The sequence below is a fragment of the Sphingopyxis sp. genome (genome assembly GCF_035998965.1).
In the GTDB taxonomy this organism is placed as follows: Bacteria; Pseudomonadota; Alphaproteobacteria; order Sphingomonadales; family Sphingomonadaceae; genus Sphingopyxis.
In genome coordinates this window covers 21,247-44,007 of record NZ_DASYHE010000094.1, presented here as the reverse complement: position 1 = coordinate 44,007, position 22,761 = coordinate 21,247, and the positions used below count along the sequence as shown (strand labels likewise).

General features: G+C 64.8%; 23 protein-coding genes. 12 read left to right on the top strand and 11 right to left on the bottom strand.

The genetic code is table 11. The annotated features are described in order from the left end of the window. The first annotated feature begins 40 nt into the window (after window positions 1-40). Complete coding sequence (locus tag VGN68_RS16925) at window positions 41-481, top strand: MucR family transcriptional regulator (protein ID WP_327478362.1); 441 nt, start codon at window positions 41-43, stop codon at window positions 479-481. A gap of 153 nt (window positions 482-634) precedes the next feature. Here the strand turns inward: VGN68_RS16925 and VGN68_RS16920 are convergent, their stop codons facing one another. From VGN68_RS16920 to VGN68_RS16900, 5 genes are all read right to left on the bottom strand, one after another. After that, on the bottom strand, window positions 635-3,184 hold the full coding sequence (locus VGN68_RS16920) for a S8 family peptidase (RefSeq protein ID WP_327478274.1): 2,550 nt from the start codon (window positions 3,182-3,184) through the stop codon (window positions 635-637). Between the two features lie 58 nt (window positions 3,185-3,242). Next, window positions 3,243-4,235: an ATP-binding protein gene (locus tag VGN68_RS16915; protein WP_327478272.1), complete on the bottom strand. Its 993-nt coding sequence runs from the start codon at window positions 4,233-4,235 to the stop codon at window positions 3,243-3,245. A 340-nt stretch (window positions 4,236-4,575) separates the two neighbouring features. Continuing rightward, window positions 4,576-5,307 carry a M48 family metallopeptidase gene (locus VGN68_RS16910; protein ID WP_327478270.1) on the bottom strand — a complete coding sequence of 244 codons (732 nt, stop codon included), beginning with the start codon at window positions 5,305-5,307 and terminating at the stop codon, window positions 4,576-4,578. Further along, window positions 5,288-5,743 carry a YcgN family cysteine cluster protein gene (locus VGN68_RS16905; RefSeq protein WP_293701519.1) on the bottom strand — a complete coding sequence of 152 codons (456 nt, stop codon included), beginning with the start codon at window positions 5,741-5,743 and terminating at the stop codon, window positions 5,288-5,290. The genes VGN68_RS16910 and VGN68_RS16905 overlap by 20 nt, the downstream gene beginning before the upstream one ends. After that, on the bottom strand, window positions 5,731-6,375 hold the full coding sequence (locus tag VGN68_RS16900) for an SCO family protein (protein WP_293701516.1): 645 nt from the start codon (window positions 6,373-6,375) through the stop codon (window positions 5,731-5,733). Before VGN68_RS16900 ends, VGN68_RS16905 begins: the two co-directional genes overlap by 13 nt. 86 nt (window positions 6,376-6,461) lie before the next feature. On the opposite strand from VGN68_RS16900, the gene VGN68_RS16895 reads away from it, so the two are divergent. The 4 genes from VGN68_RS16895 to VGN68_RS16880 are packed head-to-tail and all read left to right on the top strand — an operon-like array spanning window position 6,462 to window position 9,485. Next, entirely contained in the window at window positions 6,462-7,082 is a 621-nt protein-coding gene (locus VGN68_RS16895; RefSeq protein WP_327478266.1) for an ankyrin repeat domain-containing protein, read from the top strand. 57 nt (window positions 7,083-7,139) lie between these two features. Then, the gene (gene ribB, locus VGN68_RS16890) at window positions 7,140-8,417 is read left to right on the top strand and encodes a 3,4-dihydroxy-2-butanone-4-phosphate synthase (RefSeq protein ID WP_327478264.1); all 1,278 of its coding nucleotides are present in this window, start codon (window positions 7,140-7,142) and stop codon (window positions 8,415-8,417) included. Continuing rightward, window positions 8,417-8,842 carry a 6,7-dimethyl-8-ribityllumazine synthase gene (gene ribH, locus VGN68_RS16885; RefSeq protein WP_293701509.1) on the top strand — a complete coding sequence of 142 codons (426 nt, stop codon included), beginning with the start codon at window positions 8,417-8,419 and terminating at the stop codon, window positions 8,840-8,842. Before ribB ends, ribH begins: the two co-directional genes overlap by 1 nt. After that, complete coding sequence (locus VGN68_RS16880; protein ID WP_327478261.1) at window positions 8,835-9,485, top strand: hypothetical protein; 651 nt, start codon at window positions 8,835-8,837, stop codon at window positions 9,483-9,485. The genes ribH and VGN68_RS16880 overlap by 8 nt, the downstream gene beginning before the upstream one ends. A 98-nt stretch (window positions 9,486-9,583) precedes the next feature. Here the strand turns inward: VGN68_RS16880 and VGN68_RS16875 are convergent, their stop codons facing one another. Continuing rightward, complete coding sequence (locus VGN68_RS16875; RefSeq protein ID WP_327478259.1) at window positions 9,584-10,669, bottom strand: alkene reductase; 1,086 nt, start codon at window positions 10,667-10,669, stop codon at window positions 9,584-9,586. A gap of 113 nt (window positions 10,670-10,782) precedes the next feature. Between VGN68_RS16875 and VGN68_RS16870 the strand changes: the two genes are divergently transcribed. The 6 genes from VGN68_RS16870 to VGN68_RS16845 are packed head-to-tail and all read left to right on the top strand — an operon-like array spanning window position 10,783 to window position 15,591. After that, window positions 10,783-11,694, top strand: coding sequence for a DMT family transporter (locus tag VGN68_RS16870; RefSeq protein ID WP_327478256.1), 912 nt, complete (start codon window positions 10,783-10,785; stop codon window positions 11,692-11,694). 5 nt (window positions 11,695-11,699) lie between these two features. Next, window positions 11,700-12,365: a COQ9 family protein gene (locus tag VGN68_RS16865; RefSeq protein WP_414713052.1), complete on the top strand. Its 666-nt coding sequence runs from the start codon at window positions 11,700-11,702 to the stop codon at window positions 12,363-12,365. A 55-nt stretch (window positions 12,366-12,420) separates the two neighbouring features. Beyond that, window positions 12,421-12,672 (top strand): FeoA family protein, encoded by a 252-nt coding sequence (locus VGN68_RS16860; RefSeq protein WP_327478252.1) that lies wholly within the window; start codon window positions 12,421-12,423, stop codon window positions 12,670-12,672. Further along, window positions 12,669-14,534, top strand: coding sequence for a ferrous iron transporter B (gene feoB, locus VGN68_RS16855; protein ID WP_327478250.1), 1,866 nt, complete (start codon window positions 12,669-12,671; stop codon window positions 14,532-14,534). The genes VGN68_RS16860 and feoB overlap by 4 nt, the downstream gene beginning before the upstream one ends. A 31-nt stretch (window positions 14,535-14,565) precedes the next feature. After that, the gene (gene ssb / locus VGN68_RS16850) at window positions 14,566-15,105 is read left to right on the top strand and encodes a single-stranded DNA-binding protein (protein WP_327478248.1); all 540 of its coding nucleotides are present in this window, start codon (window positions 14,566-14,568) and stop codon (window positions 15,103-15,105) included. Window positions 15,106-15,120: 15 nt separating this feature from the next. Beyond that, on the top strand, window positions 15,121-15,591 hold the full coding sequence (locus tag VGN68_RS16845; protein WP_327478246.1) for an MmcB family DNA repair protein: 471 nt from the start codon (window positions 15,121-15,123) through the stop codon (window positions 15,589-15,591). Between the two features lie 293 nt (window positions 15,592-15,884). Here VGN68_RS16845 and VGN68_RS16840 read toward each other — a convergent pair whose 3' ends face one another. The 5 genes from VGN68_RS16840 to VGN68_RS16820 form a co-directional block, all read right to left on the bottom strand. Continuing rightward, on the bottom strand, window positions 15,885-16,499 hold the full coding sequence (locus VGN68_RS16840; RefSeq protein ID WP_327478244.1) for a riboflavin synthase: 615 nt from the start codon (window positions 16,497-16,499) through the stop codon (window positions 15,885-15,887). Window positions 16,500-16,508: 9 nt separating this feature from the next. Continuing rightward, on the bottom strand, window positions 16,509-17,483 hold the full coding sequence (ribD, locus tag VGN68_RS16835) for a bifunctional diaminohydroxyphosphoribosylaminopyrimidine deaminase/5-amino-6-(5-phosphoribosylamino)uracil reductase RibD (protein ID WP_327478242.1): 975 nt from the start codon (window positions 17,481-17,483) through the stop codon (window positions 16,509-16,511). A gap of 4 nt (window positions 17,484-17,487) precedes the next feature. After that, entirely contained in the window at window positions 17,488-17,955 is a 468-nt protein-coding gene (locus VGN68_RS16830) for a hypothetical protein (RefSeq protein WP_293704729.1), read from the bottom strand. A gap of 262 nt (window positions 17,956-18,217) precedes the next feature. Beyond that, window positions 18,218-18,679 carry a thioesterase family protein gene (locus VGN68_RS16825; RefSeq protein WP_327478235.1) on the bottom strand — a complete coding sequence of 154 codons (462 nt, stop codon included), beginning with the start codon at window positions 18,677-18,679 and terminating at the stop codon, window positions 18,218-18,220. 7 nt (window positions 18,680-18,686) lie between these two features. Beyond that, the gene (locus tag VGN68_RS16820) at window positions 18,687-20,513 is read right to left on the bottom strand and encodes an aminopeptidase P family protein (RefSeq protein ID WP_327478233.1); all 1,827 of its coding nucleotides are present in this window, start codon (window positions 20,511-20,513) and stop codon (window positions 18,687-18,689) included. A gap of 69 nt (window positions 20,514-20,582) precedes the next feature. On the opposite strand from VGN68_RS16820, the gene VGN68_RS16815 reads away from it, so the two are divergent. Further along, complete coding sequence (locus VGN68_RS16815) at window positions 20,583-22,745, top strand: S9 family peptidase (protein ID WP_327478231.1); 2,163 nt, start codon at window positions 20,583-20,585, stop codon at window positions 22,743-22,745. Window positions 22,746-22,761 lie beyond the last annotated feature (16 nt).

Genomic DNA, 22,761 nt, shown 5'->3' with positions numbered 1-22,761 from the left:
ACAGAAGAGGAGACTGCCCGTGGCCGAAGACACCCAGGATATGCTGCTCGCGCTGACCACCGATATTGTCGCGGCGCATGTATCGAACAATGCTGTCGGCCTCGCCGATCTTCCCGACCTGATCACGCGCGTTCATGGTGCGCTCGCGGGCCTGAGTTCGCCGGTTGTTGAGTCGGTCGAAGAGCAAAAACCCGCGGTTTCGATCAGATCATCGGTCAAGCCCGACTATATCGTCTGCCTTGAGGACGGCAAGAAACTAACGATGATGCGGCGCTATTTGATGACTAACTTCAGCATGACGCCCGACGACTATCGCGCCAAATGGAACTTGCCCAAGGATTACCCGATGACCGCGCCCAACTACACTGAAAAGCGCCGCGCGCTCGCCAAAGAAATCGGCCTTGGTTCCAAAGGGCGCGGCGGCGGTCGTAAGCCTGCTGCGAAGGCGGCCAAGGTTCCGGCACGGCGGGGACGGAGCTGATACGGACTTTGCACCGGTCGGGCGCGGTCGGAAGAAGCGCACACGGGTTCATCGTCGGGATTGAATGTTTGAGAGCGCCTTAATCGGACGCATAAACTCCGATCTCACAATGCTTGCGGCCATGGCGCGCATTCGACCCGAGTCGATGCGCGTTCAGGCGCCGGGCGTGCCCGGCACCACGACCTCCGCTGCGATGCGTGCCTCGATCTCTGCCGTCACCTCGGCATAGAGATCGACATCGAGGTCGGGCGCACTGATCGAAATAGCAAGCGCGTAGCGCGCCTTGTCATTGGTCCGCTTCTGTCCGAGATGCGATTTCCACCAGCCGCCAACAGGCAGGATCGCGATTTCGTCATGCGCGGCAAGGTCGACCGCCGGACCACGCCACAGGTCGCAGTGGAGCGAACCGGCCTGCATCGCCTGCGGGCCGAGTAGCCAATAGTCGGTCTCGGCCCCCACCTTCTCCGCCGCCTCGTCGGTCTTGCTGAGCCTCGCACGAAAATCCCGCGCGGTCTCGGTACGCTTTTTGAGCGCGAAGCGAAGGCCGAAAGAGCGGTATGTATCGGGCCGCGTGCCTGCCCTCCCGGACAGGTTCGGCTCGACGAAATAGGACAGTGTCACCTTCATCGTGACGGGCGCATTCTCTAACGCTTGCAGCGCCGCGCTGGGCCATGGAAGGTCGTAGAAATGGATCGCGTTGAACACGGCGCGGCCATCGTCGGTCAGCGCATAGGGTTGAATCTCCGCTTCTGCGATTAGCGTGATGTCATTTTGCGCCGAAGCGATGGCGCGCGCCAGAGAGGGAACGCCGAAGCCGACCTCGCGCAGGAGGCTCTGCCTAGCACCTTTAGTGATACCCTTCCACGACCGTCCCCGGCCAATAAGCATGGACCGGATCGGCTGCGGCCAGTCAGCGGCATGAACCGTTAGCGCACGGTAGGTCTCGGGCCAGTAGCCCGGTAGAGCCGCCATCAGTTGGCCCAAGAAATTACCAGCCACCCCGGTCGCAGCGCTCGTCGCCCAGAAGGGCACTAACGGCTCTGTGGCGAGGTCCTTCCCCGAGGTCACCAGCGATACCGCTGAATGCCAGCCGCAGTAATCCGCATCATCGACCATCATATTGCCAGCTTCGAACAGCACTTCGGGCTTGATCGGAGTGAGGTCGGACGGAAGGCTCAGCGATCCGCGGCTGAATGGGCTCTTGTGGTTGGCCTCTGCAAGCGGGGTCATCGCTGGGTCCGCGGCGGACAGCTCGACCTTGGCCGTGTAACCGCCGATGGTGAGCGCGTTCCAACTTTGCGCCGGGTCTTCGAGCGAATGATGCTGTTCGACATCGGCCTTGGGCCCACCCTGCATATTGCCCGTCGCGATCATCACGAGCCGCTTGGGATGATCCTTGGCGGCGACATTGTCTTGCCGGTCACCCGGCATCGCGCCCGAAGCGATCTGATCTATCGCGCCGCTCCAGCTCGACGGCGCGTCGGGATCGAGATCCTCTGTCGACGTTGCGATGCAGAAGCAGCGTGGCACACCTGCACGCTCGATCTCGACGGTCGCCACCGCGGATTGAGTGACGATGCCGTATTTTGGCGGCTCCGTGGCGGGAAAGCCGGTGGGCGGCAGGAATTTCACCGATTCAACTTGGTGGCTGAGCGCAACCACGCGACCGTCTGAAAGCGGACCTGTCATATCGCCGTGGAGGACGAGCCCGGCCATGCCGGTGCCGTGGCCGCCATGATCGGCATGATCATCCGTCCCCCATTCGGCATCGACCGCCCAGGCACCCGCGAGTGCCGGTGCGACCAGCGGGTGCGCGCCAGCTATGCCGGAATCGAGGATGCAGATGCTCGGCGCGCCTTCGGGGGGCGCGGTGAGACGCGCGAGATAATCCTCGACGAGTGCGTGCTGCCCGAGGCCATGGTCACCCGTATCGAGCAAGGGTTCGACCACCGGCGCTGCGGCTCGGATTTCGCCGATCGTGCCGTGCAGGCGATCGGCGAGCTCGAGGATTGCGGCGGCGCTGGCATGAACAAACAGCACAATCGTATCGGGGAAGATCAAGCGATCGGCGTGGACGTCGAGGTTCATGGCCTGAGCGGCGGCTACGACCGCATTGACGACGGCGTCAGGCCGTCGCAGCCATAATTCCCACCAGCGTATGTCGGGCGACTGAAGATCGGGCGTCCCCGCGATCAGGTTACGCGCACTGGCTTTATGCACAGCCTCGACCACCTCGAATTTATCGACATCGGGGCGCTCGCGGTTGCCAAGATTTTCGGTGCCATAAGCGGTGATCCTTGCCTGAAGGAAGGCGCGCGCGTCATCGGGCACGAACAGGATCGCCCGCTCGGTGCGGTCGTCACTGCGCTCGGAGCGCAACAACGCGATCTGCTGGGCGACGAACTCAAGGCCCGCCGGGATCTTTGTGGCCTTCGCCTGCGGTGTCGGCTGCATCGTCTCTAGTTCGACGAGGACACCGCGTTTGCGCCCAGGTACCACTATACGCTGGTCGACGTCGGCCGCAGGAAGCGCGCCCAGCGCGTTTGCGAGCTGTGCCAACAGCGTCTCGGCATGCGCGTGATAGTCCGCGCGCCGCTCGCGGGGATCGCGTTTCGACTTGGGATAGACATATTGCGCGTCGTCTTTCCACCGCGCGATAGGGATATGTGGCAGCGGTCCGGCGCTAGCCTCACCTTCAGACATGTTTCCCCCGCCTAATCTTTAAAATTTCTACTATTCCTTTGGCGCGATCGCGACGTCATTACGGATGAAAGCGCCGGCGGAACGATTGGCGGTCTTCAAGCGCAGCGCGCAGCCGCTCAACATCTATCGATTTGGCGTTTTGTAAGATCGCGGCCTTGAGCACGGCATCTGCGGCTCGAACGAGCTCTCCTTGACTGAGGCCCTCGGTCATCGGCGCGGTCAAACTCCAAGCCTTTCCCGTGAGGCGCAGCTTGCCCAGTCGCCGCGTCAGCAGGATGCGAGCCGCCTCGTGATCGGGGACATGATATTCGACGACCTCGTCGAAGCGACGCGCGAGAGCCTTGTCGAGGATCTCGACATGGTTAGTCGCAGCTATGACAATGCTGTCGGTGCTGTTGGGCTCTTCCATGAAGGACAGGACCGAGTTCAGGACGCGACGGATTTCGCCGACATCGTTGGGGTCACCGCGCCTTGAGCCAATCGCGTCGAATTCGTCGAGCAAATAGATACCGCGAGTCTGGGCGATCTGATCAAAGACGAGGCGCAGCTTTCCGGCGGTCTCGCCAAAGAAGCGGCTAAACAAGGATTCGAGCTTCACTGTGAACAGCGGCAGACGCAGCTCGCCGGCGAGCGCAGCCGCAGTCATCGTCTTGCCAGTTCCCGGCGGGCCGACAAGCAACAGGTGCGTCGCCGGAGTTTGCCCATGGTCGCGAAGCACAGCGCGTTGGCCTTGCTCGCGCACGACGCGTTCGAGGCGCGCACGAATGGGGTCGGTCAGCACCATGTTGGCAAGCGTGGTCTTAGGATAGGCGCTTTCGACGAGTCCCTGCAGTTCACCACGCGGTCGCGCCAACGGGATCGGCGTCTGACCCGAGGGCGCTCCACCTTGGCGCTGGCGCGCTTTTTGTACCAGCCGCTTCAACGCGCTAGCGTCGGCCTCATTGCCAGCCCGTGCCTGTTGCGCAGCGATTTGTAAGGCGATCGAGAGAAACTGCTCTTGATCGCCCTCCACATGCGAGTTCAGAAGCGCGACGATTTGCTTGGTAGACATGAGCGCTCCTTCCTATTGATCCTTAGCGCAGTCGGGCGCGACGCGGACCTTACTCTCGCGTCAATCTCTATCAGAGCCGGATTCGACGCGCCATCACGGATTGAAAAGGCTGGCTGCCACACGGTTGCGTCCAGCAATATGCCGATTGCGCGATCTTTCGGAATAGGCGAAATATATGCAGAAAGCTCCGCGTTCGGAATCGAACCTCCGGACTTTTAAGTCAGGAATTGACGGGGGCTTTTCTGGGGGCCTTTGAATTGGCGTCAGACTGCATTGCTTGTTTTCCGGGTCATTTGACCAATTATTCGATTCCCTTCACCCGCTCCAAACGACGCTCCAGTCAGACAGCAAAACGATAACGGTGGAGGCTGCGTCCTTCGCGGCGCAGCCAGCTGCGCGCCGCGGCGACGTCGCCGTCGTGCAGGTCGTCGACCAATGCATGAAACGCGGGGCCATGGTCCATATGTTCCAGATGCGCGACCTCATGCGCTACCGTCGCGCGGCGGACATGGTCAGGCGCCATGACAAGCCGCCAGCTGTAGCGCAGGTCGCCATCGTGGGTGCAACTGCCCCAGCGGCTGCGCGGATCGCCGACGCCGACACGGCCGACCGCCAATCCAGCGCGTGCCGCAATCTCGCGGCTCTCGCGGTCGAGCAGCACCAGCGCCTGCCCCTTCAGCCAGCGCTCGACCCGGCGCCCGACCGTCTCGGCCGGGCCACCGACGCGTAGCGCGTCCGGCTCGAGTTCGATCGCGCGCGGTGCGGTGGGGGACCAGTCGATGCGGCGATCGATGCCCAGGAACGGCACCGACGCGTCCGGCCCGACGAGCACCGGCAGCGCGGCCTTGCCGACCTGTTCGGCCAGCCACGCCTGCTGCTCGCTCGCCCATTTCAGCGCCGCGCGGATATTCGTCCGCCGCGGTACGGTCAGCCGCAGCTCCCCGCGCGCCGCGTCGAAAACCATCCGGTAGCGCCGCGACTGCGCGTGCTGGACCACGCGCACCGGCCAGGCGTCGTCGCCCACCTGAATGTGCGGCGCCTCGGCGCGCGAGTTAAACCACGCGTTCGACAAGGTGATTTTCCAGCGGCCCCGCGACATCCTCGCTGACCGTCCAGCCGACGATCGATTGACCGGCGCGGTGGACCGCATTGCGATCGCCGCACACCAGATAATGCCATGCGGGCAGGGGTTCCCCCTCGGCGCGCAGACGATAGGCACAGCTTTGCGGCAGCCATTCGATATCGGCGACCTTCGCCTTGGTCAGCGTCAGGCAATCGGGAACATGACGACGGCGATGCTTGTAATCGCCGCAGCGTGCAGTGGTGAGGTCGAGCAGGCGGCACGCGACATTGGTCGGATAAATGCGGCCGGTATCTTCATCCTCGATCTTGTGCAGGCAGCATTTGCCGCACCCGTCGCACAAGGCTTCCCACTGCCCGGCGTCGAGGCTGGCGAGCGGCGCCTCCCAGAACGGGCGAGGCGCCGCGCCTCCGGTCACTGGACCCATTTTGCCAGATCGGCGGCGACCGCCGCAGGCGCCCCTTCATCAGCGTCGGTCGACGGATCATCGAGCGGCAGCAGTGCCAGCGGCTTGCCTGCCGGGTCCATCAGGAACGCGAGCTGGCTGTGCGCCATCAGATAGCGGTCGGGCGCTGAGCCATCGACCTTGTGATAAGTGACGACATAGGCCTTGGCGGCCGCGGCGATCTGTTCGGGGGTGCCGGTCAGCCCGAGCAGGCGCGGATGATAGCGGGCAACAAAGGGCTTCAGCGCTGCGGGCGTATCGCGCGCCGGATCGACGGTGATGAACAAGGGCGCGATTTTGGCGCCGCGCGCCGGATCGGCCTTTTCGAACTGCGCCAGCCCGCGCATCAGTTTTTGCAGGTCGACCGGGCAAATGTCGGGGCAAAAGCTGTAGCCGAAATAGACGAGGCGATATTTCCCGGCAAAATCTGTGTCGCGAACGGTTTTGCCATTCTGGTCGGTCAGGGTGAACGGCCCGCCGATCCGCGCGCCTTCGAGCGGCGGCGTCGCGGGCGGGGCGTCGGCGGGGGCGCCACAACCCGCCAGCATCGCGCCGAACGCGACGATCAGGCTTGCACGGACAAGCGTTTGTCCCATATTCGCGATATTCATCATGGGGCCAGCCTTGGTCGGCTAGCCCGCGAAAATCAACCATTCTCGTCGCGATGTCGCGACGGTGCTTGCCAGGGGTCACCCAGATCATGTTCCGACGCGCGGAATTCCGCCTTGCCGCCTTCCTGTTGGCCCTCGTCGCGACGTCCGCCTTGCTCGCCGGCCCGGTTCAGGCGCAGTTTCGCGGCGGCTATGCCTTTTTGCAGGCGGTCGAAAGCCGCGACGGCACCAAGGCGACCGAGGCGTTGCAGGACGATGCGACGCTGATCAACAGTCGGCACCCCGAATCGGGCGAGACCGCGCTCGCCATCGTTGCCAAGCGCCGCGACGCGACCTGGCTGCGCTTTCTGCTGGCGAAAGACGCCGATCCGGCGATTGCCGACCGCCAGGGCATGACTCCGCTGATGCATGCGGCGCTCCTCAATTTCACCGATGGCGCAGAGGAATTGCTCAATGCCAAGGCGCCGGTCGATCAGACCAACCGCCGCGGCGAAACCGCGCTGATCCTGGCGGTGCAGACCAAGAATGCCGCGATGGTGCGCCTGCTGGTGCGACGCGGCGCCAATCCCGACAAGGCCGACCATGCCACGGGCATGAGCGCGCGCGATTATGCCAAGCGCGATGACCGCACCGGGCAACTGGTGACCATCCTCGACGCGAAAGCCGATGGGCCGCGGCGCGATCTGGGACCGAGCATCGGACCCAATTGAAGCTTGCAATGTGATGTCTTGATTGACATTCACATCACAGTGTGAGACATGGGCTTCATGTCCACACAGCTCATTGATCGCATCCGCGCCATTGTCGATGACGGCAACATGTCGCGCTCTGGCCTGGCGCGCGCCGCGGGCCTCCACGCCAACAGCCTGCGCGACCTCGACTCGCCCGGCTGGAACCCGACCGCCGACACGCTGCGCAAGCTGGAAAACTGGCTGGCGCACGGCAGCGACCTGTCGCCGATGGCGACCCCCGAAGAGATTATCGCCGAGGCGCGTAACGGCCGCATGTTCATTCTGGTCGATGACGAGGACCGCGAGAATGAGGGCGATCTGGTCATCCCGGCGCAGATGGCGACCCCCGATGCGATCAATTTCATGGCGACCCACGGTCGCGGACTGATCTGCCTGACCCTGACCAAAGCGCGCGTCGATCAGCTCGGGCTTGAACTGATGAGCCGCGCCAACGGCACCCGCCACGAAACCGCCTTTACCACCTCGATCGAGGCGCGTGAAGGCGTGACGACGGGCATTTCGGCCGCCGATCGTGCGCGCACCGTGTCGGTCGCGATCGACGGTGCCAAGGGCCGCGATGACATCGTCACCCCTGGCCATGTCTTCCCGCTGATCGCGCGCGACGGCGGCGTGCTGGTCCGCGCCGGACATACCGAGGCATCGGTCGACATTGCGCGCCTCGCCGGGCTCAACCCGTCGGGGGTGATCTGCGAAATCATGAACGACGACGGGTCGATGGCGCGGCTCGACGACCTGATTCCCTTTGCGCGGCGCCACGGGCTCAAGATCGGCACGATCGCCGACCTGATCGCCTATCGCCACCGCAACGACCGGCTGATCGAATGCGTCGCCGACGATCCGTTCGAATCGGACTATGGCGGCGACTGGCGGCTCAAATCCTATCGCAACAAGATCGACGGCAGCGTCAATCTGGTGCTGCAAAAGGGCGCGATCGATCCCGCCGCGGTGACGCTGGTCCGGATGCACCCGGTGTCGCTGTTCGACGACCTGATGGGTCGTCCGGGGCCGAAGAAGCGCCGCCTGCAACGCTCGATGGAAGCGATTGGCGAGGCCGGATCGGGGGTCATCGTCATGCTGATGCGCCCGCTGCCCGGATCGGCGGCAGCCGAGGAAATTCCGCCGCCGTCGGGGGGCATGGACCTTCGCACCTATGGCATCGGCGCGCAGATCCTCGCCGATCTCGGCGTCCACGCGATGGAGCTGCTGACGCCTTCGCACAACAATCTGGTCGGGCTGGAGGGCTATGGCCTGTCGGTCGTCGGCGAACGTTCCATCCCCGGGGAGGCCGCATAATGGCGCATATACTGATCGTCGAAGCCCGTTTCTATTCAGAGCTCAACGACATGCTGCTCGACGGGGCGCGCAGTGCGCTTGAGGCCGACGGGCATAGCCATGAGACGGTGACCGTCCCCGGCGCGCTCGAAGTCCCGGCCGCAATCTCGCTCGCCGTCGATACCGGCCGCTTTGACGCTTATGTCGCGCTCGGCGTCGTCATTCGCGGCGAAACCTATCATTTCGAGGTGGTGTCGAACGAAAGCGCGCGCGGCATCATGGCGCTGACGCTCGATGGTCTTGCAATCGGCAATGGCATCCTGACGGTCGAGAATGACGAACAGGCGCTTGCGCGCGCCGACAAGACGCGCAAGGATAAGGGCGGCGAAGCGGCGAAGGCCGCGCTCGCCATGCTGGCTCTGAAGGAACAATTCGGCATTGGTTGATGGCGCACCTCCCAGCCGTTTTTCTGTCGTCGAGCGCGGCGGGCGGCTGGTGGTGATCGACCGCGAAACCGGCCAGACGCCGCTGACCGCTGCCGAGCGGATGGAAATTCATGACCGCAATCTGGGCATCGAACCGATCCGTCCCGAACCGCGGACGAATGCGCCCGACCTTTCGGCGGCGGCGCGCGCCGAATCGGGACTAAGCGCGCGGCCGGCACCCGTCCAGCCGCAAGCGGCAGCGCGTACTGCCGCCAAACCACGCGCAGTCGCCGCGACAGCCGAGCAGGGCAACCGCCCTTGGTCGCCAGCCCAAAGCGACCGGCCCGCGCCGAAGGCCAACGCACCGGCCCGCATCCCGAACCGTCCCGCACCGCAAAGCGGCGCCCGCAAGACGATCGTCACGGGCAAATGGTGGGATAGCAAAGGTCCGCGCACGATCGAGCTTGGTCCCAAGGGGCAGCAGGTGCTGAGCGGCGGTTTTGTGACATTGTTCGTCATAGCGGTGATCGCCGCGATCGTCGCGCTCGTCATCGAACCGCTCCTGCTATTCGTCGGCGCCTTCCTGTTGTTCCGTTTCGGCAGCAACATCCTCGGCCCGCTGGGCGCCGGGATCGTCGACAAGGCGATAGCGGAGAGAAATTGATCGTCGCCCCCACGGAGGCGGGGGCCGTTGTGAGCCTCATTCCGCCTCGTTGCGAAAACCGATAGCGGCCCCCGCCTTCGCGGGGGCGACGATGTAAATTACGCGTCCACCAGCGCCGGATAGTCGGTGTAACCTTCCGCCCCCGGCGAATACCAGGTCTGCGGGTTATCTGCGGCCCATGCGGCGCCGCTCTTGATCCGCTCGACCAGATCGGGATTGCTGATATAGGGGCGACCAAAGGCGATCGCGTCCGCCACGCCGCTCGCCAGCGCCGCTTCGGCCTTGGCGACATCATAGTCGCTGTTGAGGATCAGCGGGCCTTTGAACACCTTGCGGATCGCGGGCGACTGCTTCGGCACGTCGGTGTTGCCAAACGTCCCGTCAGGGCCGGGCTCGCGCAGTTCGAGGAAACCGATACCGAGCGTGTCGAGCGCTGAGGCGGCAGCCGTAAACAAGGGCTCAGGATTGCTGTCATCGACGCCCTGTGAATTGCCATTGGGCGACAGGCGGACAGAGACGCGGTCGGCGCCCCAGACGCCGATCAGTGCTTCGGTGACTTCGCGCAGCAGGCGGATGCGGTTTTCGACCGGGCCGCCATAGTCGTCATCGCGCAAATTGCTGTTATCGCGCAGGAACTGGTCGATCAGATAGCCATTGGCGCCGTGAAGCTGGACCCCGTCGAACCCGGCGCGCTTCGCATTCTCGGCGGCCTTGGCGTAATCGGCGATCAACCGCGGAATTTCGGCTAGTTCCAGCGGGCGCGCGACTTCCAGATCGCGGCGGCCGACCGGGGTGTGTGCGCGGCCCTCGCCCTGCGTTGCCGAGGCGGACACTGGCGGCTTGCCATCGTTGAACACCGAATGGACGAGGCGGCCCATGTGCCACAACTGCGCGACGATCCGCCCGCCCGCTTTATGGACGGCGTCGGTGACCGGCTTCCAGCCTTCGACCTGCGCATCGGTCCAAAGCCCGGGCGCCGACGGCCAGCCCAGGCCTTCCTGCGAAATGCCGGTCGCTTCCGAAATGATCAGCCCCGCCGAGGCGCGCTGGCGATAATATTCGACCGCCAGCTCGGTCGGGACGAACCCAGCCGCGGCGCGGCCGCGGGTCAGCGGCGCCATGATGATGCGGTTCGGCGCCTCGATGGCGCCCAGCTTGATCGGGTCGAAAAGCGATACGGCCATAAATCCTCCACGTTCCAATTTTCCGGCGACGACCGATCGGGGCGCCGCTATGGCCCGCAAAGCTATGGACGCTGCGGTGCCTGCACAATGGTGAGTATCAAAAGAAAATCTAAATGACAGCCAAGATCGAAAGCCTCGACGCGAAAGATGCCGCCGTGCCGAACGCGGGACGCTGGGCGTTTCTGGCGCTGCTCGCGGGCAATATCGCGCTGTCGATTGGCGCATTGCTCGTCCGCCTTGCCGATACCGGACCCACCGCCTCGGCCTTCTGGCGCATGGCGATTGCACTGCCCTTCCTGCTCGCGCTGGCGTGGCGCGAGAGCGGCGGGCGATTGCCGCCGCGCAATGCCATCGTCGTCGCCAGCGCCGCGGGCATCTTTTTCGCGCTCGACCTCGCCGCCTGGCATATCGGCATCCTCCAGACCAAGGTCGCCAACGCGACGCTGTTCGGCAATTGCGCCAGCCTGCTGCTGGTGATCTGGGGCATTTTCCTCGCGCGCAGCTGGCCGCGCGGGTGGCAGGCGCTGGCGATCCTGCTCGCCTTTGCCGGGTCGGCGCTACTCATGGGGCAAAGCTACGAACTGTCGCCTGCCTACCTCGTCGGCGACCTGCTCAGCCTGCTCGCGGGTGTACTCTACACCGTTTACGTCCTGCTGATGCTGCGGGTGCGCGGAGCGCTCGAACCCTGGACCGCGCTTGCCATATCATCAGTCGTCTGCGTCCCGATCCTGCTCGCCACCGCGCTGGCGCTGGGCGAGACGATCATGCCGCAGAACTGGACCCCGCTGATCCTGCTCGCGCTGACCAGCCAGATTATCGGCCAGGGGTTGATGACCTGGTCGCTGCCGCGCTTTTCGCCGCTCGTCATCGGGCTGACCCTGCTGGTCCAGCCCGCGGTGGCGGCGTTGGCGGGGTGGCTGGCGTTCGGCGAGCTGCTCGGCCCGATCGATATTTTTGGCGGCATGCTCGTCGGCGCGGCGCTGGTGCTGATCCGGTTGCCGAACCGCCGCGCGTCGCCTATCTGATGCCTATGGCTTCAATGCTCCCTGCCGATCCGACCCTCGACGAAATTCGCGCCGCGCTCGCGCCGCTGATCGCCTCGTCGGCGGCGTTCGACGGCTTCGGCGCCGCCGCGCTCGCCGACGCCGCGCGCCGCGCCGCGGTCGATCCCGACGTCGCCCGCCTCGCCTTCCCCGGCGGCGGACGCGACATGGTCGACGCCTGGTTCGCCGACATCGACGATCGCATGGCGGCGAAATGGCCCGCCGAGAAACTGGCGACGCTGAAAATCCGCGAACGCATCACCACCCTCGTCGAAACGCGCATCGACCTGCTCGCCCCCGACCGCGAGGCGCTGCGCCGCGCCCTCGCGCTGCTGGCGCTGCCGACCAATGTCCCGTTCGCGGCCAAGCTCGGCTGGCGCAGCGCCGATATCATGTGGCGGCTCGCCGGCGACACCGCGACCGACTATAATCATTACAGCAAGCGCGCGATCCTGGGCGCCGTCTACGCATCGACGATGGCGGTGTTCCTGAACGACGAGAGCGACGGTTTCGCCGACACCCGCGCCTTTCTGGCCCGCCGCATCGATCAGGTGATGCGCTTCGAAAGCTGGAAATATCGCCGCGCCTCGCGCAGCACCGAACGCCCCAGCTTCGCCCGCTTCGTCGGACGGCTGCGTTATCCGGGGCGCTAACACGTCGGCGATAAACAACTGGCGCTAACCCGCCGTTATTGATAATCGCTCGCAAATGAACGCAAAGCTCGATTCTGCGCCGCTCGGCGTTGCTGTCCGCATTTCCCGTATCGATTGGGATCAGATGTCGCATGACGAGGGGCGGCGGCTGCGCGAATTCGGCTTGATGGAGGGGATCGACGTCACCCCGCTGCACCGCGGCAGCCTGTTTTCGCGCGATCCGCTGGCGTTGGCGGTCGGGCGGATGCAAGTGATCATCCGCGCGCGGCAGGCGGCGATGATCGAAGTGGCGCCGACCGCGCCATGACCGCGGCCATCCCGACGATCGCGCTGGTCGGCAATCCCAATGCCGGCAAATCCAGCCTGTTCAATGCGTTGACCGGCGCGCGGCAAAAAATCGCCAATTATCCCGGCGTCACCGTCGAACGCAAAGCCGGCCACGCCAGTTTTGCCGACGGGCGCCCCTTGTCGCTGGTCGACCTGCCCGGCAGTTACAGCCTGACCCCCGCCAGCCCCGACGAGGCGGTGACGCGCGATGTCGTGCTGGGCCAGCAGGCGGGCGAGCGGCGCCCCGATGCGCTGGTCGTCGTCGTCGATGCCGCCAATCTCGACAATCATCTCTGCTTCGCGCTCGAACTGATCGCGCTCGGGCTGCCGACGGTGGTCGCGCTCAACATGCTCGATCTGGCGGAACGCGACGGGCTGGTGCTCGACCCCGCGATCCTGTCGCGCGAACTCGGCGTCCCGGTGGTACCGACCGTCGCGGTGCGCAAGCGCGGGCTGACCGACCTGCTCGCCGCGGTCGACGGCGCGATCCTGTCGCACCAGACGCAGGCGACGGCGCAACCCGCCCCGCCCCCCTCCGACGCCGCGCTGCACCAGCGCGCCAAGGCGATCGCGCGCGCCGCGACCTTGTCCGAAACCCCGGTGCGCCGCTGGACCGGGCGCGTCGACAATGTCGTGCTTCATCCGGTCGGCGGCTTCATCCTTCTCGTCGCACTGATGTTCGTGATGTTCCAAGCGGTCTTTTCGTGGGCGACGCCTTTCGCCGACGCGCTCGAAGGCGGGATCGGCGTGATCCAGACATGGGTGGTCAATAGCTTTCCGCACAATTTCCTGCGCGGACTGGTGGTCGAAGGACTGCTGGCAGGCGTCGGCGCAGTCGTCGTCTTCCTGCCGCAGATACTGATCCTCTTCCTGTTCATCCTGCTGCTCGAAGCGTCGGGCTATATGACACGCGCGGCGTTCCTGATGGACGGGCTGATGGGCAAGGTCGGCCTTTCGGGGCGCGGCTTCATCCCGCTCTTGTCGAGTTTCGCCTGTGCGGTCCCCGGCATCATGGCGACACGCGCTATCCCTGACGAGAAGGACCGGCTGACGACGATATTGATCGCGCCGCTGATGACCTGTTCAGCGCGCATGCCGGTCTACACGCTGATCATCGGCGCCTTCATCCCGGCGCAGAAGGTCGGAGGGACACCGATCGGGCTACAGGGGCTCGTACTCTTCGGGCTGTTTCTCAGCGGTATCATCGGCGCGCTGCTCGTCGCGCTCGTCCTTCGCCGTTCGGTGACCAAGGGCAATGCGACGGGCTTCATGATGGAAATGCCGCGTTACCAATGGCCGCGGCCCGCGGACATCGCCATTGCGCTATGGCAACGCGCGTGGATATTTCTGCGCCGCGCGGGCACAATCATCGCGGCGACGACGGTCATCCTGTGGCTTCTTCTGACTTTTCCGCAGGCGCCACCGGGACAGAGTCAGGTCGAATATAGCATTGGCGGCCGCATCGCGAGCGGGCTGGAGGTCGTCGTCGCGCCGATCGGCTTCAACCACGATATCGCGCTCGCTTTGATCCCCGCGATGGCGGCACGCGAGGTCGCGGTTTCCGCGATGGCGACCGCGAACGCGATTGACGCCGGTGACAACGAGGAAGCGATGGCCGAGCAGCTCGGCGACCGCATCGCGGGCCGCTGGAGCATCGCGACCGCACTCGCCTTTCTCGCGTGGTTCGTGTTCGCGCCGCAGTGCATTTCGACAATCGCGATCACCCGGCGCGAGACCAATGGGTGGAAATGGCCGCTGTTCATGGTTGGCTATTTGTTCGCGCTCGCCTATGCCGCTGCGGGCATCACCTACTGGACAGCCGTTGCCTTTGGACTAGGCTGATCCTTCCAACATTCAAGCGGAGCGGAGCGGCATGGCTGGCAGCGTCAACAAGGTAATTTTGATCGGCAATCTGGGCGCCGACCCCGAAATCAAGTCGTTCCAGAATGGCGGCAAGATCGCCAACATCCGCATCGCGACCAGCGAACAGTGGAAGGACCGGATGACCGGCGAGCGCAAGGAGCGCACCGAATGGCATAATGTCGTGATCAACGGCGAAGGGCTGGTCGGGGTGGTCGAACGCTATCTGAAAAAGGGCTCGAAGGTCTATATCGAAGGCTCGCTGCGCACCCGCAAATGGCAGGACCGCGACGGCAACGACAAATATACCACCGAAGTGGTGATCGCAGGCATGGGCGGCAATCTGACCATGCTGGACGGCGCGCCCGGCGGCGGGGGCGGCGGATCGCGCGGCGGCGGCGGCGAGGATAGCTGGGGCGGCGGCGGCGGCTCGGGCGGTGGATCGGGCGGCGGCTGGAACCAGGGCGGCAGCTCCGGCGGATCGTCCGGCGGCGGCAGTGGCGGCGGACGCCCGCCGTTCGACGACGATCTGGACGACGACGTCCCGTTCTGACGATAAACTGACACGATGCTGAGCGAACAGATCACCGCCGCGGACGTCGCGCGCGGCGTGTGCCGCCTGTTCGCGCAGGCGGGGCTGGTCGCAATTCCCGAAGTGCCGTTGCCCAACGGACGGCGCACCGACCTCACCGCCATCGATGCCAAGGGCCAGATCACCATCGTCGAGATCAAGGTCAGCCGCGCCGACCTGCACGGCGACGGCAAATGGCCCGACTATTGCGACTGGTGCGACAATTTTTACTGGGCGCTGGCGTCGGGACTGGACCCCGCAATCCTCGACACCGCGGACTATCGCCCCGAAACTTCCGGCCTGATCATCGCCGACCGCTATGGCGCAGCAGTTGTGCGCGAAGCCGCAAGCTGCAACCTCGCTCCTGCGCGGCGCAAGGCCGAACTGCTGCGGATCGGGAGGCTCGCGATGCGGCGGTCAATGGTGGCGGCTGACCCTGAATTGGCGGCGGGGTGGGTCGAGGGTTGATGCCGCTCGCGTCGGCGCGGGAATATTATCTTACGCAAAGGCGCGAAGGCGCAAAGAAGAAGAATCTCACACAAAGTCACAAAGAGGGCGTGATTTTCCGCGGCCGTCGCTTGTCGCCGCAGGCGACCATCAAAATGGCGCTTCGCGTGGTTTGCGCGCGACGGTGTTCGAGAAGACCGCCATCTTTGTGTCTTTGTGTGAGATTATCGAAAGGCCCGCCGCGCTGACTTTTTCCTCTTCGCGCCTTTGCGCCTTTGCGTGAGACATTCTCACAACCGACCTTTGAAGCCCGCCTATCCCCGCGCCTGCATCCGCGCCAGATAGCGCGCCAGAATGTCGATCTCCAGATTGACCGGCCGCCCCGCCGCCGCTTCGTCGAGCGTTGTCATCGCCTGCGTGTGCGGGATGATGTTGAGGGTGAAATAAGCGCTGCCGTCGGACTGGTCGGTGACGTCGTTCACGGTCAGCGATACCCCGTCGACGGTGATCGATCCCTTGGGCGCGATATGCGCCGCCAGCGCGGCGGGCGCCGCGACGGTGACCGTCACGCTGTCGCCGATCGGCACGACCGACACGATCGTCCCCACCGCATCGACATGCCCGGTAACGATATGCCCGCCCAGCTCATCGCCGACCTTCAATGCACGCTCGAGGTTCAGGCGGCGCCCCGCGTCCCACATGCCCGGCGCGGTACAAGCGAGCGTTTCGGCGCTGGCGTCGATCGCAAACCAATGCCCGTCTGCATCGGCGCCCTTATCGACCACGGTCAGGCACGCGCCCGAACAGGCGATCGACGCCCCCAGATCGACGGTGGTGGTGTCATAGGTCGTGCCGATGATCAGCCGCGCGTCGCCGCGATCCTCGCGCGAGCGAACAGTGCCGATGTCGGTGATGATGCCGGTGAACATGGGGAGCGCTTATCCTTCTCTGACCCGCTCGTAAACGTCGAGCCGGTCGCTGCCAAGCAGGCGGCTGTCGGTCTGGCGCCAGCGGCCATGCGCGTCGGCCAGATCGGTCAGGCCGATGTCGCCGAGCGCGGGCTTGCCGCCGCCGATCAGGATCGGCGCGCGGTAGAGCAAAAGCCGATCGACGCGGTCGGCGGCGAGGAAGGCCGCAGCCGCCCCGGCGCCGCCCTCGACCAGCACCGAATCGACATCGTCGATCGCTTCGGGCGAAGAAACCGCACTCCAGCCTTCGGGCGCTTTGCCCGAGGTCAGCAGCAGCTTCTTCGGACTGCGATCCTCCAATCCGGCCAGTCGCACATCGAGCCGAGGATTGTCAGCCACCAGCGTGCCGCGCCCGACGAGGATCGCCTGATGGTTCGCGCGTTCGAGGTGGCCGTACGCGCGCGCGCGCTCCCCGGTGATCCAGTGGCTCGATCCGTCAGCCATCGCAATGCAGCCGTCGAGCGAGGTCGCCAGCTTGAGCGTGACGAAGGGCCTACGGGCCGCCTGCCGGGTCCACCAGGGCGCCATCGCGGCGCGCGCCTCGGCGGGCAGGACGCCCTCGATGACCGCGATCCCCGTCGCACGGAGGCGCGCGATACCCTTGCCGTCGGTGCGGGCATCGGGATCTTGCGCCGCGACAACGACGCGCGCGATGCCCGCGGCGATCAGCGTGTCGCTGCACGCCGGGCCGCGCGGGCTGGCGTGCGCGCAAGGTTCCAGCGTGACATAGGCGGTGGCGCCGCGCGCTGCTTCGCCCGCTGCCGCCAGCGCAACCGCCTCGGCATGCGGCCGCCCGCCGGCCTGCGTCCAGCCGCGCGCGACAACGCGGCCGTCGCTCACGATCAGGCAGCCGACATTGGGATTGGGCGCCGACGCCGGGCGACCGCGCCGCGACAGCGCGATGGCGGCCGCCATCCAGTCGGCATCGGCGGGCGGGCGCTGCATGCGCTCAGTCGGCGGCTTGGGCTTGCGGTCCGCGCGCCGCGCGCTCGGCGAGGGTCGAGCGCGGGACGGCCACCGGCTTTTTCTGCTTGGCCGCAGCCGCCTCGGCTTCGCCCAGCGTTTCGCGGGTCACCTTGTCGGCTTCGGCCGAATCATATTCGACCCCCATCATGTCGGCCAGCCGCTGATATTCGGCGCGCTTTTCGGCATTGGCGCGCGTCGTGGCCTTGGCGCGCGCGACCCATTCGGCACGAATCTCTGCCGCGCTGCGGTCTTGCGTCCAGTTTTCGAAATAGATGATCTTGGTCTTCTCTTTCTCATATGGGATGAGATGCTCGGAAAAGCCGTAGAAGATCACGATGGGCAGGGTGATCGCCACCCCCCAGCTGGCCCAGCGATGCGGGCGTGGTTCGCGGATATAGGCCCAGAAATCCGACAGGCCGCCACCGACATCGACAGTGTTGAACATTCCCATGCGACCAATTTAGGCGATCTTGTCGCAATTTGCGAGAGGGCGGGCGATTGCGCCGGACGATTGCAAACATGCTGACGATTGCAAAAAATGCAAGTGCAGATGCTTATTTCGCAGTTGCACAATTTTTTGTGCGCTGCAATATGAGCATGCCTTTTAGGCATCCTCTCCCAAAACTTTCATGGGCCACCCTCGGGTGGCCCTTTTTTTTCGACCTTTTTGGTTGAGAGATGGGGATATTCTCCATCGGCCGGTGATTCGCGAATCACGCCTGAAGCGGTGTCCGCTTTTCGAATCGCCGCACTTCGGCGATAAAGCTGCCCGGCAGCGCGGTCGCGCCACCACTGTCGAGGTCGATATGCGCATAGCTGATCGCGATATCGGTCAATCGTTCGGCATCGCGAAAAATCGCGCAATGCACCGTGAAGCTTGTGCGTTCGAACCGGCTCACCCGCGCTGCGATAGTGATCCGCTCGTCGAGCCGCGCGGGGGCATGATATTCGATTTCGCACCGCGTCTCGCGAATGTCTGTACCATATTGGTGAAAATAGGGGCCAGGCTGCCCTTCGCCCAGAGCGCGGAAATACTCGGTCACTCCGATATCGGCATAGACCAGATAATTGCCATTGAAGACGATGTTCTGGCCGTCGATCTCGTTGAAACGTACGCGCACCGTTTCGCGGACGCGAAAATCGTCCAGCGGCACGTCCCAGTTGCTGCGGTCCATCACCGCGTCAGGCCGCGAGCGCCGCGGGGGTGCGATCGAGCGGTGCGCACGCCGCTTCGAGCCAGGCCCGCTCGTCTGCATCCATTCCCGGCGACAGCTTGGCGAACACCGCGGCATGATAAGCGTCGAGCCAGTCGGCCTCGGCGAACGACAACAACGCGGTTTCGACCAGATTCTGGGCGATCGGGGCAAAGGTGATCGTCTCGAACCCCAGCATATCCTCTTCGGCGCCGTCGATACTGACCGGGACGACGATGACCAGATTTTCGATCCGGATGCCGAACGCGCCCGCCTTGTAATAGCCGGGCTCGTTCGACAGGATCATCCCCGCGTGCAGCGGCTCCTCGGTCCCCGCTTGCCCACCCGCGGGCTTGGCGATCCGCTGCGGGCCCTCGTGCACCGCCAGATACGTCCCGACCCCATGGCCCGTGCCATGCGCATAATCGACCCCGTCGGCCCACAGATATTGGCGCGCCAATATGTCGAGCTGGCTGCCGCGCGTGCCCTTTGGAAAGCGCGCGGTGGCAAGCGCGATGTGGCCCTTGAGCACCTGGGTAAAGCGGCGGCGCATTTCGGCGGTCGGCGCGCCGATCGCGATCGTGCGCGTGATGTCGGTCGTGCCGTCGGCATATTGCCCACCCGAATCGACCAGATAGAGCGTGCCGGTCTCGATCGCGCGGTTGGTCGTCGCATCGACTTTGTAATGCGGCAGCGCGCCGTTCGGCCCCGCGGCCGAGATCGTGTCGAACGACAGGTCGACAAGCCCGCCGCCCTCCTCGCGAAATTCGCGCAGCTTCGCCGCGGCGCCGAGTTCGTCGAGCCCGCCCTGCGGCGCAACATCCTCCATCCATTGCAGGAAGCGCGCCACCGCGACGCCGTCGCGGACATGCGCGGCGCGCGTACCGCCGAGTTCGACGTCATTCTTGATCGCCTTGGGCAGCACCGCGGGATCGCGGTGGCGCTCGATCTTCGCGCCGGCCGCTTCCAGCGCGGTAAAGATCGCGGCGACCGCCCGATCGGGATCGACCGCAACTTTCTTGTCCTTGAGGTCGGCAAGCGCCGCCTCGAACGCATCGCGGTCATGGATCCGCACGCTGTTGCCCAGATGCGCGCGCACCGCGTCGGTGACCTTCTCGGGCGCAATAAACAGGTCGGCGGTCGCGTCGGCGTGAAGCAAGGCGAAAGCCAGCCCGACCGGGGTGTGGCTGACATCGGACCCGCGGATGTTGAAGGTCCACGCGATCGAGTCGAGCGCGGTCATCACCGTGGTATCGAGGCTGTTCGCTTTCAGCCAATCGGCGATCACTTCGCGCTTCTCGACCGCGCTCTGCCCGGCGAGCGCGACATCGTGCACCGCGATCGGCGCAGCGCTCGGCGCCGGCTGATCGTCCCACGCCGCATCGAGCGGATTCTTGTCGACCGCCACCAGCTGCGCCCCCTTGGCGGTCAGCGCGCGCCCCAGCGACCGCGCCCAGTCGATGCCGTGCAGCCAGGGATCGAAGCCGATCTTCTGCCCCGCGCTGACGTGGCTGCCCAGCCACTCGGCCACGCTCGACTGCGGCACCCCGACATAGTCGAACAGCGACCCGTCGACCTGGTCGCGCACCTGCACCGTATAGCGCCCATCGACGAACACCGCGGCCTTGGACGGCAGCACCGCCGCCGTCCCCGCCGAGCCGCCAAAGCCGGTCAGCCACGCCATGCGCTGCGCATAATCGCCGACATATTCACTCATATGCTCGTCGCTGATCGGCACGACAAAGCCGTCGAGGCCGCGCGCGGCGAGTTCGGCGCGGACGCGGGCGAGGCGTTCTGCATGGACGGGGCTGGACATGACGCGTTCCTTGTTCCTACATCGCGGGCGATCCCGCCCAAATCGGGCGACACCGCAGGGGATTTATCGATGCGCGCTATTTGGATGTTTCTGGCGGCAATTGCCACCCCGCTTGTCGCGTCACCGCCCCTGCTTGCTCAACAGAAAGACCCCGCCTTGACCAGCCCGACGCCTGCCCTGCCCGCCGCCCCGGTCGCCGAGAAGCGCCCGCACGAGACGGTGCTGCACGGCAAAACATTGTCCGATCCCTATCACTGGCTGAAGGACGAGAGCTATCCGGTGATCGATGACAAGGACGTGCTGGATTATGTGAAAGCCGAAAACGCCTATTTCGACGCCGCGATGAAACCGCATGCCGCACTCGTCGAAACGCTGTTCCAGGAAATGAAGGGCCGGATCAAGGAGGCCGACTCGAGCGTGCCGCAAAAGGACGGCGACTGGATTTACTGGGTCGAATATGAGGAAGGCGCCGAGTATAAGAAATGGTATCGCAAACCCGTCGCCGGCGGTGATGCCGTCCTGATCCTCGACGAAGTCGCGATGGCCAAGGACAAGGAATATTTTCGCCTGTCCGACGTGGCGGTCAGCCCGAACGGCAAGCTGATGGCCTATGCGGTCGACGACAATGGCTCCGAACGCTTCGAAGTCCGCTTCACCGATCTGACCACCGGCAAGGCGCTGCCCGACGTCATTCCCGGCACCCTGTCGTCGCTGGTGTGGACCGAGGACAGCGACGCGCTGCTCTACGGCCTCGCCAACGAAAACTGGCGCACCGACAATGTCCGCCTGCACAAGCTTGGTACCCCGCTGAGCGAAGACAAATTGCTCTACAAGGAAGCCGACATCGGTTTCGGCGTCGGTATCGGCAAGACCGCGGCGGACAATTATATCGTCATCGCGACCGGCGATAACGAGACGAGCGAAGTCTATCTGCTCCCCGCCGACAATCCTGAGGCCAAGCCGCTGCTTGTGTCGGCACGCAAAAAGGGCCGCGAATACAGCGTCGATGAGCGCGAGGGGACGCTCTACATCTATACCAACGACGAACATGCCAACTTCCGCATCGCCACCGCCAGCCTCGACAAGCCCGGCGAATGGAAAACGCTGATCCCCGGTTCGGACGCGACCTACATCACCGGGCTCGCGATCTTCCGCGACTATTTCGTCCTAGAGGCGCGCGAAAAGGGCGTCGATCAGGTCGATATCCGCAGATATGACGCGCCGCTGACCCCCGGCCGCATCCAGTTCCCCGAGACGACCTATGTCGCGGGGCTCGGCGACAATCCCGAATATCATCAGGACAAGCTGCGCCTCGACTATGAATCGATGGTCACCCCCGACACGGTGTTTGATTTCGATGTCGCGAGCCAGAAACTGGAAACACTGAAAGTACAGGAAATTCCTTCCGGTTATAACCATGACGAATATGTAACCGAACTGGTAAATATGCCCGCACGCGACGGAACTCCGGTGCCGGTATCGCTGGTATACAAGAAGGGCACGCCGCGCGACGGCAGCGCGCCGATGCACCTCTATGTCTATGGCTCCTACGGCTACCGCGTGCCGCCGGGTTTCTCGACCACGCGCCTCAGCCTTGTGGATCGCGGCATGATCTATGCCATCGCCCACGTCCGCGGCGGCGACGATCTGGGCCGCGCCTGGTATCTCGCGGGCAAGACGACCGCGCGCAAGAACACCTTCAACGATTTTATCGACGTCGCCAAAGGCTTGATCGCCGCCAAATATACCAGCGCGGGCAAAATTTCGATCGAGGGCCGCTCGGCCGGCGGACAGGTGATGGGCGTCGTCTATAACGAGGCGCCCGAGCTGTGGGGCGCGGTGCTCGCGGGCGTGCCCTTTGTCGATGTGATCAACACGATGGTCGACGAAACCCTGCCGCTGACCCCCGGCGAATGGCCCGAATGGGGCAATCCGATCACCGACAAGGCAGCGTTCGACTTTATGTTGAGCTACAGCCCCTATGATAATGTGACGGCAAAAGCCTATCCGCCGATGCTGGTGTCGGCGGGGCTCAACGACCCGCGCGTGACCTATTGGGAGCCCGCCAAATGGGTCGCCAAGCTGCGCGCGACGCGCACCAACGACGCGACGTTGCTGCTGCGCACCAACATGGGCGCAGGCCATGCGGGCAAATCGGGCCGCTGGGGCGCGCTACGCGAGGATGCCGAGGAGTTTGCCTTCGTGCTGACGCAGCTGGGGGTGGAGAAGTAGAGCGTTGGCTTAGCGT